Origin of the sequence: Clostridium sp. SHJSY1 (assembly GCF_031626875.1) — a bacterium.
Classification (GTDB): Bacteria; Bacillota; Clostridia; order Clostridiales; family Clostridiaceae; genus Clostridium.
This window is the reverse complement of sequence record NZ_JANDMF010000009.1, coordinates 1-16585: the sequence shown is the minus strand read 5'-3', so window position 1 is coordinate 16585 and position 16585 is coordinate 1. Positions and strand designations below refer to the sequence as shown.

At 29.2% G+C, this 16585-nt stretch carries 16 protein-coding genes and 1 tRNA gene; all 17 read left to right on the top strand.

Features of this window, described 5'->3' with window-relative positions; all coding sequences use genetic code 11:
* The first annotated feature begins 6 nt into the window (after positions 1-6).
* The 17 genes from NNC19_RS06475 to NNC19_RS06395 all read left to right on the top strand — a co-directional run bounded on the left by NNC19_RS06475 (position 7) and on the right by NNC19_RS06395 (position 16584).
* The gene (locus tag NNC19_RS06475) at positions 7-966 is read left to right on the top strand and encodes a ribose-phosphate diphosphokinase (protein WP_310937809.1); all 960 of its coding nucleotides are present in this window, start codon (positions 7-9) and stop codon (positions 964-966) included.
* Between the two features lie 147 nt (positions 967-1113).
* Positions 1114-1800: a response regulator transcription factor gene (locus NNC19_RS06470; RefSeq protein WP_310937808.1), complete on the top strand. Its 687-nt coding sequence runs from the start codon at positions 1114-1116 to the stop codon at positions 1798-1800.
* A gap of 1 nt (position 1801) precedes the next feature.
* Complete coding sequence (locus NNC19_RS06465; protein WP_310937807.1) at positions 1802-3211, top strand: HAMP domain-containing sensor histidine kinase; 1410 nt, start codon at positions 1802-1804, stop codon at positions 3209-3211.
* Positions 3212-3466: 255 nt separating this feature from the next.
* The gene (pth, locus tag NNC19_RS06460) at positions 3467-4042 is read left to right on the top strand and encodes an aminoacyl-tRNA hydrolase (protein WP_310937806.1); all 576 of its coding nucleotides are present in this window, start codon (positions 3467-3469) and stop codon (positions 4040-4042) included.
* Between the two features lie 14 nt (positions 4043-4056).
* Positions 4057-7560, top strand: coding sequence for a transcription-repair coupling factor (gene mfd, locus NNC19_RS06455; RefSeq protein ID WP_310937805.1), 3504 nt, complete (start codon positions 4057-4059; stop codon positions 7558-7560).
* 118 nt (positions 7561-7678) lie between these two features.
* Positions 7679-8734: a peptidylprolyl isomerase gene (locus NNC19_RS06450; RefSeq protein ID WP_310937804.1), complete on the top strand. Its 1056-nt coding sequence runs from the start codon at positions 7679-7681 to the stop codon at positions 8732-8734.
* Positions 8735-8877: 143 nt separating this feature from the next.
* Complete coding sequence (locus NNC19_RS06445; RefSeq protein WP_310937803.1) at positions 8878-9933, top strand: SurA N-terminal domain-containing protein; 1056 nt, start codon at positions 8878-8880, stop codon at positions 9931-9933.
* Between the two features lie 196 nt (positions 9934-10129).
* On the top strand, positions 10130-10684 hold the full coding sequence (spoVT, locus tag NNC19_RS06440; protein WP_310937802.1) for a stage V sporulation protein T: 555 nt from the start codon (positions 10130-10132) through the stop codon (positions 10682-10684).
* Between the two features lie 120 nt (positions 10685-10804).
* Positions 10805-12346 (top strand): polysaccharide biosynthesis protein, encoded by a 1542-nt coding sequence (locus NNC19_RS06435; RefSeq protein WP_310937801.1) that lies wholly within the window; start codon positions 10805-10807, stop codon positions 12344-12346.
* Between the two features lie 19 nt (positions 12347-12365).
* Positions 12366-13817 (top strand): nucleoside triphosphate pyrophosphohydrolase, encoded by a 1452-nt coding sequence (mazG, locus tag NNC19_RS06430; protein ID WP_310937800.1) that lies wholly within the window; start codon positions 12366-12368, stop codon positions 13815-13817.
* 225 nt (positions 13818-14042) lie between these two features.
* Entirely contained in the window at positions 14043-14342 is a 300-nt protein-coding gene (locus tag NNC19_RS06425; RefSeq protein WP_310937799.1) for an HU family DNA-binding protein, read from the top strand.
* A 67-nt stretch (positions 14343-14409) separates the two neighbouring features.
* Complete coding sequence (locus NNC19_RS06420; RefSeq protein ID WP_310937798.1) at positions 14410-14670, top strand: RNA-binding S4 domain-containing protein; 261 nt, start codon at positions 14410-14412, stop codon at positions 14668-14670.
* 68 nt (positions 14671-14738) lie between these two features.
* A complete protein-coding gene (gene yabP / locus NNC19_RS06415) occupies positions 14739-15011 on the top strand; it encodes a sporulation protein YabP (protein ID WP_310937797.1) in 273 nt (90 codons plus the stop codon).
* A gap of 6 nt (positions 15012-15017) precedes the next feature.
* Positions 15018-15410 carry a spore cortex biosynthesis protein YabQ gene (yabQ, locus tag NNC19_RS06410; protein WP_310937796.1) on the top strand — a complete coding sequence of 131 codons (393 nt, stop codon included), beginning with the start codon at positions 15018-15020 and terminating at the stop codon, positions 15408-15410.
* Between the two features lie 76 nt (positions 15411-15486).
* Entirely contained in the window at positions 15487-15768 is a 282-nt protein-coding gene (locus NNC19_RS06405; RefSeq protein ID WP_310937795.1) for a septum formation initiator family protein, read from the top strand.
* Positions 15769-15828: 60 nt separating this feature from the next.
* Positions 15829-16239, top strand: coding sequence for a S1 domain-containing RNA-binding protein (locus tag NNC19_RS06400; RefSeq protein WP_310937794.1), 411 nt, complete (start codon positions 15829-15831; stop codon positions 16237-16239).
* A 256-nt stretch (positions 16240-16495) separates the two neighbouring features.
* Positions 16496-16584 (top strand) — tRNA-Leu (locus tag NNC19_RS06395).
* The last annotated feature ends 1 nt before the right edge of the window (position 16585 follow it).

The window sequence follows — 16585 nt, the reverse complement described above, 5'->3', positions numbered from 1 at the left end:
ACAAATATGTTAACTCACGGAAATAACATTAAAATATTTACTGGAAACTCGCATCCGGAACTAGCAAAGGATATTGCTGAAATATTAGGCGTACCAGTTGGAAAGTCAACTGTGTCTACATTTAGTGATGGAGAAATATCAGTGGATATTGATGAAACTGTTAGAGGAGCAGATGTATTTATAGTACAATCTACTTGCTCACCAGTTAATAATAATTTAATGGAACTTTTAATAATGATTGATGCTTTTAAGAGAGCATCAGCAGGAAGAATAACAGCAGTTATTCCATACTATGGATATGCAAGACAAGATAGAAAAGCAAAATCGAGAGATCCAATTACTGCAAAGTTAGTTGCTGATCTTTTAACTGCTGCAGGAGCTCATAGAGTATTAACTATGGATTTACATGCTGCCCAAATTCAAGGATATTTCAATATACCTGTTGACCATTTAATGGGAGCACCAATTCTTTCTAAACACTTTATAGAAAAAGGATTGGCTGATCAAGATGATGTAGTTGTTGTATCACCAGATTTAGGTAGTGTTACAAGAGCAAGAAAATTTGCTGATAGATTACATGCACCAATAGCTATAATAGATAAGAGAAGACCAAAAGCAAATGTATCAGAAATAATGAACATAATAGGTGATGTTGAAGGTAAGAGATGTATACTAATCGATGATATGATAGATACTGCAGGAACAATAGCTAATGCAGCAAATGCATTAAAAGATTTAGGAGCAACAGCAGTGTATGCATGTTGCACTCATGGAGTTTTATCAGGACCAGCCTTTGATAGATTAAATAGCTGTGCTATTGAAGAGTTAGTAATGTTAAATACAATCACATTACCAAAGGAAGCTGATATTCAAAAAATAACATCACTTTCAGTAGCTCCATTGTTTGCTGAAGCTATACAAAGGATTTATGATGATGAACCTATAAGTAAGTTATTTGAATCTTAAAATTACATAGAAACTTAAGGAGCACTATAGGTGCTCCTTTTTAGAACAAATGAATAAATGAATAAATTGTAACATTTAGATGAATGTATTTTTAAATTATGTATTTAGTGGTAAATTTATTATAAGACAGTAAAGGAAGTGGTATTGATGAATGGCAGTTTAGGAAAAATTTTGCTAGTTGATGATGATGAAAACATATGTGAAGTAATTGATTTATATTTAAAAAGTTCAGGATTTGACACAAGAATTGTTCATGATGGAAAAAAGGCACAAGAAGAATTTCTTGAGTATAATCCTGATATAGTACTTCTTGATGTTATGATACCAATGGTAGATGGAATAGATGTACTTAAGTGGATTAGAAGAGAGGGACAAACTCCTGTAATAATGCTTACAGCTAAAGGAGATACTTTTGATAAAGTATTAGCATTGGAACTTGGTGCAGATGATTATGTAGTTAAGCCGTTTGAACCAAAGGAGTTAATTGCAAGAATTAAAGCTGTTATGAGGAGGTATTCTTCAGATAATTCAGGAAAAGAAGTTCTTCATTATAATCAAATAATTATAGATTCAAATTCTTATAGTGTGGTTTATAAAGGTAAAGAGGTAAAGATGCCTCCTAAGGAATTTGAATTGTTATATTATTTAGCAAGTAATAAAAATAAGGTTTTCACAAGAGAACAACTTTTATGTGAGGTATGGGGATATGATTATCCTGGAGATTCAAGAACTGTAGATGTTCATATAAAGAGAGTTAGGGAAAAGGTTAGTGGAGGAGATAATTGGAGCCTAGAAACTGTATGGGGAGTAGGATATAAGTTTGAGGTGAAATAGATTGAAGAGAAATAGCTTGATTAGCAAACTTATAGCTGTATTAATGGTGGTATTATCCATAGGACTCATACTCTTAGGGACAGTTTTAAATTCATGGTTTAAAAATTATTACTTTGATTTTAGAAGAACTGAATTAGATAATCAGAGCTATCCTATATTATCTAGAGCCTCTTCTTATCTTACACTTAAGGATGATAAAAATTTAAGTGATTTACAAAATACAGTTAGTATAATTAATGATTCTATTAAAGGAGAGATATACATTGTAGTTGATAATGGAGATGTTTTGACTAGGTCTAGCAATGAAGATATAAAAAAGGATAAATTAAACCTAAATATTTCTGAAGATAATATGGGTTTGATTAAGGATGGAAAGGTTTTATATTTTAAAGACAATGGAGAAGTCTATAGGTATATTAGACCAATTTTTACAAATGGCTATTTTTCAGGGACAGTAATTGTGGATACTCTAGCAAGCAATATTGATCCTGTTTTAGAAAAGGCAAAAAAAATAATATGGACATTTATTTTTATAACTATAGTATCAACAGCTACCATAGTGGGAGCATTTACAAGAAGATTTGTAGTTAATCCTATTAATGAAATTAATAGAATAGCAAATAAGTTAGCTAGAGGAGAAGTGGAAAATAGGGTTCGTGTTAAAAATTTTGATGAAATTGGTGAACTTGCACGTTCTTTTAATGTAATGGCTGAATATTTAGAAAGAGTTGATGCTAATAGGAGAGATTTTATATCAAATGTATCACATGAACTTAGATCACCTATTACATCAATAAAAGGATTTATAGCGGGAATATTAGATGGAATAATTCCAAGAGATAAAGAAAATTACTATTTAAATATTGTTTATGACGAAATAAACAGATTATCAAGATTAGTAAATGATTTGTTAGATATTTCGGCTATGGATGATGGGAAATATAGCCTTAATATGGTGGAAGTGGATATTGATGTATTAATAAAACTATGTGTGGTAAATGCAGAGGCAAAGTCTAATAAGAAGAGGTTAAATTTTCAAGTTTCTTTAGATGATAGTTATAGTATTGTATACGCAGATAGAGATAGAATAATGCAAGTAGTCACAAATCTTTTAGATAATGCAATAAAATATAGTTATGATGGTGGAAATGTTAGAATTAGTACTAAGGACAAAGGAAATAAGATTTATGTGAAGATTAGAAATGAAGGGCCTATCTTAACAAAAGAAGAATTGGTTAAGATATGGGATAGATTTTATAAGGCAGATAAGTCAAGAACTAATAAAGAAAGTACTGGATTAGGACTTTCTATAGTTAGATTAATTTTAACTCAGCATGGAGAAGATATTTGGGTAAAGAACGAAAAAGATGGAGTGAGCTTTACATTTACTCTATTAAAAAAAGATAGTTAATTATAAATCATAATAAAATGGATATAATATTTACTAGTTAATTTGTTTATAGAAAAAATTGTTTATATAACTCTTAATTATAAAGATAACTAAGAGGACCTAACGAGTTAATGGAGATTTAAAGTTTAAAGTTGATTTTAAAGAATATCAATATTTTGCTAAAAATCATAAGTTAATTATGTTCTGTCCTTTTTGTTATGGTTTAAATAATTTAGTATAATAGTAATAATTACATATATAAAGGAGAAATTAAATATGTTTCTTATAGTTGGTCTGGGAAATCCAGGGAGAGAATATGAAAATACGAGACATAATATAGGGTTTGATGCTATAGATGTTATAGCTAAAAGGTATAATATAGAGGTTAGTAGGATAAAATTTAAAGGTGTTTATGGGGAAGGGTTTATTGGAAGTGAAAAAGTTATGCTTCTTAAACCAACTACATATATGAACTTAAGTGGTGAAAGTGTCCGAGAGGTGATGGATTTTTATAAGCTTTCTAAAGAACAGGTATTGGTTATATATGATGATATAAGTTTAGAAGTTGGAAGATTAAGAATTAGAGAAAAAGGAAGTGCAGGTGGACATAATGGGATAAAGAGCATAATAAGCCACCTGGGGACTGATGTATTTTCTAGAATTAAAATAGGAGTAGGACAACCTGATGGAAATTTAGTAAACCATGTTTTAGGTAATTTCTCTAAGGAAGATAGAAAATATTTAGATGAAGTATTAAGTGCTGTAGTATCTGCAACTGATGTCATTGTACATGAAGATACAAAAAAAGCTATGAATGAGTTTAATGGATTTAATATTAATAAAACTAGTTAAGGATGGTGCTTGAAATGAGATTAAAGGGGTTAATGGAGCCCTTAATAAGTAGTGATGAATTTTCTAGTGTAAAGCAATTTATAGAAAATGGAAAGAATCCTATTGAAATAGAAGGATTATCAGAGTCAGCAAAAGCATATTTTGCAAATGGTATATATGAAGGATTGAATAGATCAGTTGTTATAGTTACCCATAGTGACATGGAAGCTAAAAATTTATATGAAGATCTTAATTTATATACTAGTAATGTTTATTACTTTCCAGCTAAAGAAGTAGTTTTCTATAATATAGATGCTATATCAGGAGATTTAAGATGGGCTAGATTAAATGTAATAAAAGAAATATTAAATAAAGAAAAAAATATAATTGTTACTTCTATAGATGCATTTGCTGCACAATATACACCAAAAAGACTTTTTGAAGAACATAGAATTTTTTTGGAAGCTGGTCAAGAAGTAAAATTTTCAGAAATAACTAAGTTGTTAGTTGAAAGTGGATATGAAAGAGTTGATATGGTTGAAGGGAAGGGAGAGTTCTCACTACGTGGAGGGCTCTTAGATGTATTCCCACCAGATTCTATATATCCATATAGAATAGAACTTTTTGGAGATGAGATAGATTCTATAAGAACATTCAATACAGAATCCCAAAGAAGTATAGAGAAAGTTAAAGGTATAGATATATTTCCAGCCAAGGAAATGGTAATGGATGAAGAAATAGTTAGTTATGCAATAGAATCAATTAAGACAGAACTTGAAGAAGTTTTAAAGAAAAATAAAGATAAAGAAAGAGAAAACAAGCTTAGAATTACTATTAATAACAACTTAGAAAATCTAGAGCAGATACATTCATTTGAGACTATTGATAGTTATTTACCATTTTTTTATAAGAATGAAGAGAGTTTATTTGATTACTTAGAAGACTATGTGTTTATATTAGATGATAAGGTAAGGGCTTTAGGAAAGATAGATAGTACTTTTTTAGAATTTGATGAAAATTATTCAATATTCTTAGAGAGGGGAGATATACTGCCATCTCAAGGAAAGCTCTTGATAGGCAAAGAAAAGTTAATAGAACTATTGGAGAGAAAGGTTAGCTTAACCTTGGAAGCAATAACTAAGAATAGTGATTTTTTAAAGCCAAGACGTAATATTGAGATTAATGCTACAACATTGCACCATTATCAAGGTCAATTAGATATGCTTATTGATGATATCATTAAGAAAAAGAGTGAAGGATATAGAACAATAATTTTATCAGGAACTAGAGCTCGTGGAGAAAGGTTAGTTAGCACTCTTAGAGAACGAAATATAGAAAGTGTTTATAGAGATGTTGTTGATGAAGTGGCTTTAGGAGAAGTGGTAATAACCTTTGGAAATCTTTTGAAGGGATTTGAGTGTTCTAAATATAAAGTCTGTATTATATCAGATAAAGAAGTATTTGGTGAAGCAAAAAGAAAATTAAAGAAAGCTAAAAAGAAGAGTAAAGGTGTTTCTAAAATTAAAAGTTTTGCTGAATTAAAGCCAGGAGATTATGTGGTTCATGCTAATCATGGGGTAGGTGTTTATAAGGGAATAAAACAAATTGAAGTTGGAGGGCATAAAAGAGATTATCTTGATATCATATATGATAAAGGAGATAAACTTTATGTTCCAGTAGATCAATTAGACCTTGTTCAAAAATATATTGGAAGTGAAGGGAAATCACCAAAAGTTAATAAACTTGGTGGAGCTGAATGGCAAAAAGCTAAATCAAAGGTAAGAAAATCAATCAATGAAATTGCTCAAGATTTAGTTAAGTTATATGCAGCTAGGTCCACTTTAAAAGGACATAAGTTTGGAAAAGATACAGAATGGCAAAGACAATTTGAAGATGAATTTCCATTTGAAGAAACACCAGATCAATTAACTTCAATAGAAGAAATTAAAAAAGATATGGAATCAGATAAATCAATGGATAGATTGTTATGTGGAGATGTAGGTTATGGAAAAACAGAAGTTGCTGTAAGAGCTGCATTTAAAGCTGTTATGGAAGGAAAACAAGTAGCATTTTTAGTTCCAACTACAATTCTTGCAGAGCAACATTATAAAAACTTAAAAAACAGATTTTCAGATTTTCCTGTCACTATAGAAATGATAAGTAGATTTAGGTCTGCAAAAGAACAAAAAGCAACACTTCAAGCTGTTAAAGAAGGAAATGTTGATATTTTAATAGGAACTCATAGATTGGTTTCAAAGGATATAAGTTTTAAGGATTTAGGGCTTCTTATAGTTGATGAAGAACAAAGATTTGGGGTAACACAAAAGGAAAAAATAAAAAATATAAAGAAAAATGTAGATGTATTAACATTAAGTGCAACACCAATTCCTAGAACTCTTCATATGTCATTAACAGGGGTTAGGGATATATCTGTTATAGAAACTCCACCAGAAGAAAGATACCCTATTCAAACTTATGTTGTTGAACAGAATGACCAATTGATTAGAGATGCTATAATGAGAGAAATAGGCAGAGGTGGTCAAGTATATTTTGTTTATAATAGAGTAGAAGATATAGATAAGATGGCTAGCTTTGTTAAGAATTTAGTTCCAGAAGCAAGAGTAGCAGTAGCGCATGGACAAATGACTGAAAGACAGCTAGAAAAAGAAATGATGGATTTCATGACTAATGAATATGATGTTCTTGTTTGTACTACTATAATTGAGACAGGTATAGATATCCAAAATGTAAATACAATTATTATCTATAATGCAGATAAGATGGGATTGTCTCAATTATATCAATTAAGAGGAAGAGTAGGTCGTTCTAATAAGATAGCATATGCATATCTTCTGTACACTAAAGATAAAGTACTAACAGAAGTAGCTGAAAAGAGACTAAAAGCCTTAAAAGATTTTACTGAACTTGGGTCAGGTTTTAAAATTGCCATGAGAGATTTAGAGATAAGAGGAGCAGGTAACATGATGGGGTCTTCACAGCATGGACATATGGCAACTGTAGGATATGATCTGTATTGCAGAATGCTTGAAGATACTGTAAAGCTTATTAAGGGAGAAATAGATAAAGAACCTATTGAAACTACTGTTGATTTAAAAGTAGATGCTTATATACCATCTGCATATATAGAAGATGAAATTCAAAAAATTGAAGTCTATAAAAAGATTGCAGCTTTAGAAAGTCTAGAAGAATATATGGATATTAAAGAAGAACTTGAAGATAGATATTCAGACATACCTGATGCTGTATATAATTTAATGGATATTGCGTATATTAAGAGTAGGGCAAAGATGTTGTCTATTGAAGATATAAAGGAAACAAACAAAGAAGTTATTTTCAAATTTGTAGAAGGTGATGATTCTTATAAGAAAATATTTAAAAAGTTAGTAGATGATTATAAGGAAAATGTGCTGTTAAGATTTGGAGAAAAACCATCATTCATATTTAAACAAGGAGAGCAAAAGAAAGAAAATATGTTGGCATTTTTCAAGGAAATGTTGGAAAATTTAATAAAAAATTAGTAATTTATAAGGCTAAATGATTTGAATTGTAATAGTATTATTGCTATACTAGTAATATGTCGTTTAAATATGTCGTTATAACCTATTAAAATATAAAGAGAAAAGTGAGGGAAAGGCTTTGAAAAAGATTAAAAAGTATGTGACAATGGCCTTGGCAGGAGTTATGATATTATCATTTGCAGGATGTAATATGATAGAAAAAACACCTGAGGCAATACAAAAAACGGTATTAGCAAAAGTTGGAGATAAGAAGATAACAAAAGCAGATGTAGATAAACTTATAAAGCCATATCTAGAACAATATAAACAACAATATGGTGAAGATTTTGAAACAAAAGAAGAATTAAAGGATACATTAAAACAATTAAGAACACAACAATTAGAAGGATTAGTAGATCAAGAAGTGTTATTACAAAATAAAGAAGCACTAGAAGTTAATCCAGATGATGAAGAAGTTCAAACACAAGTTGATGAAAGAATAAAATATTATAAAGATGCTCTTGGATCAGATGAACAATATGAACAATTTATAGAATCATATGGTTTTGATGATGAGAGTTTCCAAGAATATTGGAAGACACAAGTAGTAGTAGGAATGATAGTTAATAAGATAGTTGAAGATGTTCAAGTATCAGATGAAGATATACAAAAGTATTATGATGACAATAAAGATACATACACAAAGAAAGCAGGCGCAGATGTTACACATTTATTATTCCAACCAGCAAAAGATGCTAATGGAAATGCAGTAGAAGGTGGCGATGATGCAGCTAAGGCAAAGGCAGAAGCAGCAAAAGCAAAAGCAGCAGCAGGAACTTCATTAAAAGATTTATCTAATAGTGATGAATTTAAGAGTGGAGATAAATTTACATCAAAGTTTGAAGAATTAGGTCGTGTAAGTTTTGAAAATAGTGGAATGGTAAAAGAATTTGAAGATGCATTCAAGAAATTACCAGCTAATCAAGTATCTGATGTTGTTAAGACAGAATTTGGATATCATGTAATAGTTAATACTAATGTATATCCTAATGATGAAGTAACTCCACTTGATGATGCTCTTAAAGAACAAATTAAGAGTACAGCATTACAAGAAAAACAACAAACTGCATATAAGGATAAAGTTCAAGAATTAAAAGATAAAATGAAAGTTAAGTTATATGAAGATAAATTATAATTTCTAAATAAGTCATTAAAAAGCAGAAAAATTCTGAGAAATTTTTCTGCTTTTTTCAAATTGTAGTATAATTATCTTGTATTGACAGACTGTTGATATATGGTTATAACAGATTTTATAAAGAGTAAAGTGAGGTAAGAGCTTTGAAAAAAATTAAGAAGTATGTAACAATGGCTTTGGTAGGAGTTATGATATTATCATTTGCAGGATGCAATTTGATAGAAAAAACACCAGAGGCTATACAAAAAACAGTACTAGCAAAGGTTGGAGATAAGAAGATAACAAAGGCAGATGTGGATTTGGCTCTTAAACCGTATTTAGATCAATATAAGCAACAATATGGAAATGATTTTGAATCAAAAGAAGAGTTAAAAGATACTTTGAAAAATTTAAGAAAGCAACAATTAGAAGGATTAGTAGATCAGGAAGTAATACTGCAAAACAAAGATACATTAGATTCAGATTTAAGTGATGAGGAAATTCAAACACAAGTTGATGATAGAGTAAAATATTTTAAAGATGGGCTTGGATCAGATGAAAAATATAAACAATTTATAGAATCATATGGATATAATGAGGATAGCTTCCAAGAATTCTTAAAGACACAAGTAGTGGTTGGTATTTTAGTGAATAAGATGGTTGAAGATATTCAAGTATCAGATGAAGATATACAAAAGTATTATGATGACAATAAAGATAAGTATACAAAGAAAGCAGGCGCAGATGTTACACATTTATTATTCCAACCAGCAAAAGATGCTAATGGAAATGCAGTAGAAGGTGGAGATGATGCGGCTAAGGCAAAGGCAGAAGCAGCAAAAGCAAAAGCAGCAGCAGGAACTTCATTAAAAGATTTATCTAATAGTGATGAATTTAAGAGTGGAGATAAATTTACATCAAAGTTTGAAGAATTAGGTCGTGTAAGTTTTGAAAATAGTGGAATGGTAAAAGAATTTGAAGATGCATTCAAGAAATTACCAGCTAATCAAGTATCTGATGTTGTTAAGACAGAATTTGGATATCATGTAATAGTTAATACTAATGTATATCCTAATGATGAAGTAACTCCACTTGATGATGCTCTTAAAGAACAAATTAAAAGTACAGCATTACAAGAAAAACAACAAACTGAATATAAAGATAAAATTCAAGAATTAAAAGATAAAATGAAAATTAAATTATATGAAGATAAATTGTAATTATTTTATATAACTTGCAAAAGAACAGGGAAAAATTAAGATTCTCTGTTTTTTTATATGGGAAAAAATATAATGTAGTAACAAAAAACAATTAATTGGATATAAATAATGGGTATATGTGTATAAAATTTCTATTAAGTCAAATAATAATAGTGCTACAAGTTAATTAGATATACAAAGGAGGTTTGTTTTAATAATGAAAGCAACAGGAATTGTAAGACGTATTGATGATTTAGGAAGAGTTGTTATACCAAAGGAGATTCGAAGGACTTTAAGAATAAGAGAAGGAGATCCATTAGAAATTTTTACAGACAGAGAAGGAGGAGTGATATTAAAAAAATATTCACCTATAGGAGAATTAACTGATTTTTCAAAGGAATATGCTGAAAGCTTACAACAAGCAATAGGTCATATTGTTTTAATTGCTGATAAAGATGCATTTATTTCTGCAAGTGGAACTCCAAAGAAAGAGTACATAGAGAGAAAAATTAGTCCAGATTTAGAGAAAATAATGGATGATAGAAAAACTATTTTATTAGGAGATGAAAAAAAGGTTATTCCATTACATAATGATGAAGAAGATATTGAGGGAAAATATTTTTCACAAGTTATTTCTCCTATAATTACAGAAGGAGATTCTATTGGAGCTGTAATTATATTATCTAAAGAATCTGGAGAAAAATTAGGAGAAGTGGAACTAAAATTAGCAGAGACTGCAGCAGGTTTCTTAGGAAGACAAATGGAACAATAAATAAAATTGTTTACTTAAATTTTTAATAAGATAGTTAATACCAGAGGAAAATATAATAGTAATAATACCTCTAAACTTACAATAAAAATAATTAGTACATATAAAGTTTGGAGGTATTTTATGAAAAAGCAATCCTTAATAAAAGGTAGTTTAATTTTAGGAATCACAGGGATAGTAGCTAGGTTTTTAGGTTTATTCTTCAGATGGCCTCTAATAATGCTTATTGGAGATGAAGGAATAGGTTATTATCAAATGTCATATCCTTTATATATGTTTTTCGTAGCTATGGCTTCAGGAATACCAGTAGCTATGTCAAAGATGATATCGGAGAATAATGCAAAGGGAAATATAGAAAATAGCTTTCAAGTGGTTAAGGAATCGACAATTTTAATGATGATAATTGGGACAGGCACATCGTTCATATTATTTTTATTTGCAAAACCAATTATTAACTTTTTGCAATGGGATAGCAGAGCATATTATTCACTGATAGGTATTTCTATAGCACCTTTTATAGTTTCTCTTATGACTGTCTTTAGAGGCTTTTTTCAAGGATTTCAGAACATGACAGCACCAGCTATTTCGCAAATCTTTGAACAAGTAGGAAGAGTAATATTTGGAGTGGGTATTGCCATATTGCTATTGCCTAAGGGAATAGAGTATTCTGCAGGTGGAGCTGCTTTTGGGGCAGCAGCAGGGGCTTTTCTTGGAAGTATATATTTATTTGTTAAGTATTGCAAAGTAAAAAAGAGTTATGGAATAAAAAAAGTAAAAAGTAATCCAGAGATTTTAAATAAAATTTTAAGAATGGCTATTCCTATTTCGTTAGGAGCAACAGTTAGCACTATAATGAGTCTTATTGATTCTATATTAGTACCACAAAAGTTATTGGAAGCAGGTTTCTCAAATCAACAATCAACAATACTATATGCACAACTTACAGGTAAGGCATCTGTAATAGTGAATATTCCACTTACATTATCAATGGCATTATGTACTTCACTAATTCCTATTATTGCGGAGAATTATATTCTTAAAAGAAGAAGAGAGGTTGAAAATAAAATTGATATGTCACTAAAATTATCTGCAGTTATTGGGGTTCCTTGTATGTTTGGATTATTCTTTATGGCAGAGCCAGTAATGAAGTTTGTTTTTCCAGGGAGATTTGATGGTGTAGAAATATTAAAATATTTTTCATTATCTATACCTTTTATAATAGTAACACAAACTACCACATCTATTTTGCAGAGCGTAGGAAGCTATGTTTTGCCTGTAATAAATCTTTTTTTAGGATGTATAATAAAAGTTATATTAACCATAATTCTAGTTCCTATGTCTGGAATAAACATATATGGAGCTGTTATTGCAAGTATTGGAGCATATATATTTACAACAATGCTTAATGTGGTTTCAATGAAAATAAAGCTTGGGGTTAAGTTTAAATTTTATGAAAATTTTATAAAACCTGCATATGCAGCAAGTTTTATGATGATAGGAGTTTTAATAATATATAATATGACATATAGAAGTGTTAGAAGTAATAGTATAGCCTGCTTACTATCTATATCTGTAGGTGTTATAATATATGCTATAAGTATACTTATACTTAAAGTATTTGATTTTAATGAAATTAGAAGTAGATATATAAGACAAAAAAATTAGAGTTGAAGGAGAGAGCCTAATGATTAAGATAGTAGGATTAGGGCCTGGAAGTATAAATGATATTACTATGGGTGCTGTTCAAACATTAAAAGAAGCTAATAATGTGTTTCTAAGAACAGAAAGACATCCAGTAGTAGAATATTTAAAAAAGGAAAATATTAATTTTGTAAGTTATGATTATGTATATGAAAAGGCAAATGATTTTGATGAAGTTTATAATGATATAGCAAGAGATTTAATTGACAAGTATTCTAAATGCAAAGAATTGGTGTATGCAGTCCCAGGAAATCCGTTAGAATCTGAGAAATCAGTTACAAATTTGATTGATTTATGTAAAGAGAATTCTATAGAATATCATGTTATTCCAGCTATAAGCTTTTTAGATATTATGATGAATAAATTGGAAATAGATTTTACAGATGGGATAAGAGTTGTAGATGCCTTTGATATATCTAATGAAATATTTGATAAAAGAGTGGGAACTATTATTACACAAGTATACAATCAATTTATTGCTTCAGAAGTTAAAATTAGGCTTGGTGAATATTATAATGATGAAACTGAAGTGCTTTATTGTAAAGCTATTGGGATAGAGGGAAAAGAAAGGGTAAAGAGGATACCCCTTTATGAGTTGGATATGCAAGAAGACATGGATTATTTAACTTATGTATATATACCAAAGGATATAGAAAATAAAAAAGATGTATATGATCTTATTAACATTATAGATATATTAAGAGGGGAAAATGGGTGCCCTTGGGATAGAGAGCAAACTCATGATTCCATAAAAAGTGCTATTATTGAGGAAAGTTATGAAGTTTATGATGCTATCATAAATGAGGATGATAATGCTTTAATTGAAGAACTTGGAGATGTGTTACTACAAGTGATTTTTCATAGTGTGATTGGAAAAGAAGATGGATATTTCAATTTTGGAGATGTGATACAAGGTATATGTGATAAGATGATATATAGACATCCACATGTGTTTGGAGATTTAAGTGCAGAAACTTCGAAAGATGTATTAAATAATTGGGATGAATTGAAAAAGAAAGAGAAGAATTTCAACACATTAACTGAAGAATTAAAAGGAATTGCTAAATCATTGCCAGCATTAGTACGAGCTAACAAAGTTCAAAATAAAGCTAAAAAAGTTGGATTTGATTTCAAAAATGTAGATGAAGCAATTGAAAAGGTAAAAGAAGAATTAAATGAAGTTCTAAGTGTATATAAAAGTGAAAATAAGGCAAAAATAACAGAAGAAGTAGGAGATTTAATATTTTCATGTGTTAATATTTGTAGATTCCTAGAAATTGACTCTGAAGAAGCCTTAAATTTTACTATAGAAAAATTTATAAATAGATTCAACTATATAGAAGAAAAATCTATTGAGAATAAAACAAATATAGGTAAAATTACAGTTGAAGAAATGAATATTTTATGGGAAGAGGCAAAAAAACTTAAAAAATAAGCATTCTAGGAAGGAATTTTATCTTTCCTGCAGAATTATATAGTTTGAAAGTTGCTATACTACACTATGTATATAATCTCTTTATATATTGTTGTATGAAATTTAAAAAAATATATTAAATGGTATAGACTACGCGGAAAAGTGGTTATATAATAGTATAATGTAGGTGTGGTACATAAACACAGTTATATAAAAGGTTAACTGGATTTTAAGGAGGATGTAATCGTGAATAAATCAGAATTAATTACAAGCATGGCTGAAAAAAGTCAATTAACAAAGAAAGATGCAGAATTAGCTTTAAAGGCATTTATTGAAAGTGTTGAAGAAGCATTAGAAAAAGGTGAAAAAGTTCAACTTGTTGGATTTGGTACTTTTGAAACTAGAGAAAGAGCTGCAAGAGATGGAAGAAATCCAAGAACTAAAGAAGTAATTAAGATAGCAGCTTCAACTGTTCCAGTATTTAAAGCTGGAAAAGAATTCAAGGAAAAAGTAAACGTAGTAGAAAAGAATTCAAAGAAAAAATAAAAAAATAGTTAAAAAGAACCCGAGCTTTACTCGGGTTTTTTTATAAATAAAGAAAAGGAGAAAAAAGGTGAGATTAGATAAATATCTTAAAGTTTCAAGAATTATCAAGAGAAGAACAGTAGCAAAAGAGGCTTGTGAAACTGGAAGAGTAAGTATTAATGGGAAAGTAGCAAAACCTTCAAATGACATAAAAGAAAATGATATTATTGAAATACAATTTGCTAATAGATCTTTAAAAGCAAAGATAATTAATATAGCAGAGCATGTAAGAAAAGAAGATGCTAAAGATATGTATGTTATTCTTGAAGGTGAAGAAGATCAAGAATAACATTTTTTCGAATAAAGATCTTTCTTCATACATATAGTTTATTAATAAATGTAATAGGAGAAGTATGTATGGAGGAAGAAATTAAGAGTAATTTAACTTTAGAGAGTAGAAAAAAACTTACTTTAACAGGAGTTTTGGAAGTTATAAACTTTGATGAAGAAAAAATATTATTAAACACAAAATTAGGCAATTTAAGTATAAAGGGTGAGGGATTAAAGATGAATAAGTTAGATGTGCAAAATGGGGATGTAATTATATGCGGAACAATTTTTGCAATCATCTATAGTGGTAAAAATGTGAAAAAAAATAAAGAGAACATAATAAAAAGGATTTTTCAATAGTATAGTATGCCATTAAAATTAGATGTCCAATTAAACATAGTTATATATAGTTTAATAGCAGGAGGCATAACAGGGATTCTCTTTGATGCATATAGGATAATAAGAGGATTAAAAATTCCTAAGTTTTTAATTTTTATTGAAGACATATTATTTTGGATTCTTTGTGCACTTGCTATTTTTTCATTTTTACTTTACACCAATTATGCTTTCTTAGGCGTATATGTATATTTATTTATTTTTATATCACTAACCTTATACTTTAAATTAGTTAGCAAGTATATCATTTACTGGGAAAAAATTATTGCGAAGGTAATATATAAGATTTTAAAAATTCTATTTAAAAATTTTATATATCCATTTAAGATTTTTTTATCAAGAATGGGAAATAAAAATTTATAACATGATAAAAATAGCTTGAATAAAATAGATATAGTGATTACAATATAACTATAGATTTTATTATGAGGTGCTACGGATGAAAAAGAAGTTAACATTAAAAAACTTAATAATCTTAGTGCTATCAATTATTTTTATTGTAGGATTTGTTAGACAAGAACAGGCTATGTCAAGAATAGAAAAAGATAAACAAGCCAAACAAGAGCAGCTCCAAGAGCTTGAAGATAAGAATGAGAGGCTTAAAGAAGAGAGTGAAAAAGCACAATCTGATGAATATCTTGAACAATTAGCGAGAGAAAGACTAAATATGATAAAAAAGGGTGAAACTTCTGTTGAAATAAAGAGGGTTGACTCAAATTAACAACAATAGGTTATTATATTAATAACATATATATTTAATTTAAGGAGGAATCTTTTAAACATGACCTTAGCGGCAGGAAACATATTAGAGGGAATAGTGGTAAACATTACGAATTTCGGAGCTTTTGTAGAGGTGGACGGTAAGACCGGTTTAGTTCATATTTCGGAAGTGGCAGATTCATTTGTAAAGGATATAAGACAACATTTGAATGAACAAGATAAGGTTAAGGTTAAAGTTATCTCAATAGATGATAATGGAAAGATTAGCTTATCTATCAAACAAGCAAATGTTCAAAAGAAGTCTTTTAAACCAGCAGAATTTGACTGGGGAGGAGATAAAAGTTCTAATAAAGTTGGATCGGTAAACTTTGAAGATAAAATATCTAAATTTTTAAAAGATAGTGAAGAAAAAATGCAAGATGTGAAAAAACATCAAGAGTTTAAAGGTAAGAACAGCAAAAATAAATCATAAAGTAATTTTATAGTTTTATATAAATTTGTTGGTAAGATGTGTAGTTATTACTAGACATCTTATTTTTGTCTATGTTATATAGTTAATAGTTTATGTCATATATTTGATGCTGATATTTTTTATTTTATTGGGAAAATACAGGTGAATAAGGAGAAGTTATTCATAATTTCATAAAAAGTATAGAAAAAGTTGTTGACAGTATAGAAAACGTGTTATATAATTAGCTTTGTCGCTGGGAACATAAAGAGAACAGCTTGCCGAAGTGGCGGAACTGGCAGACGCACAGGACTTAAAATCCTGCGGTGGTTAAACACCGTACCGGTTCGATTCCGGTCTTCGGCACCAA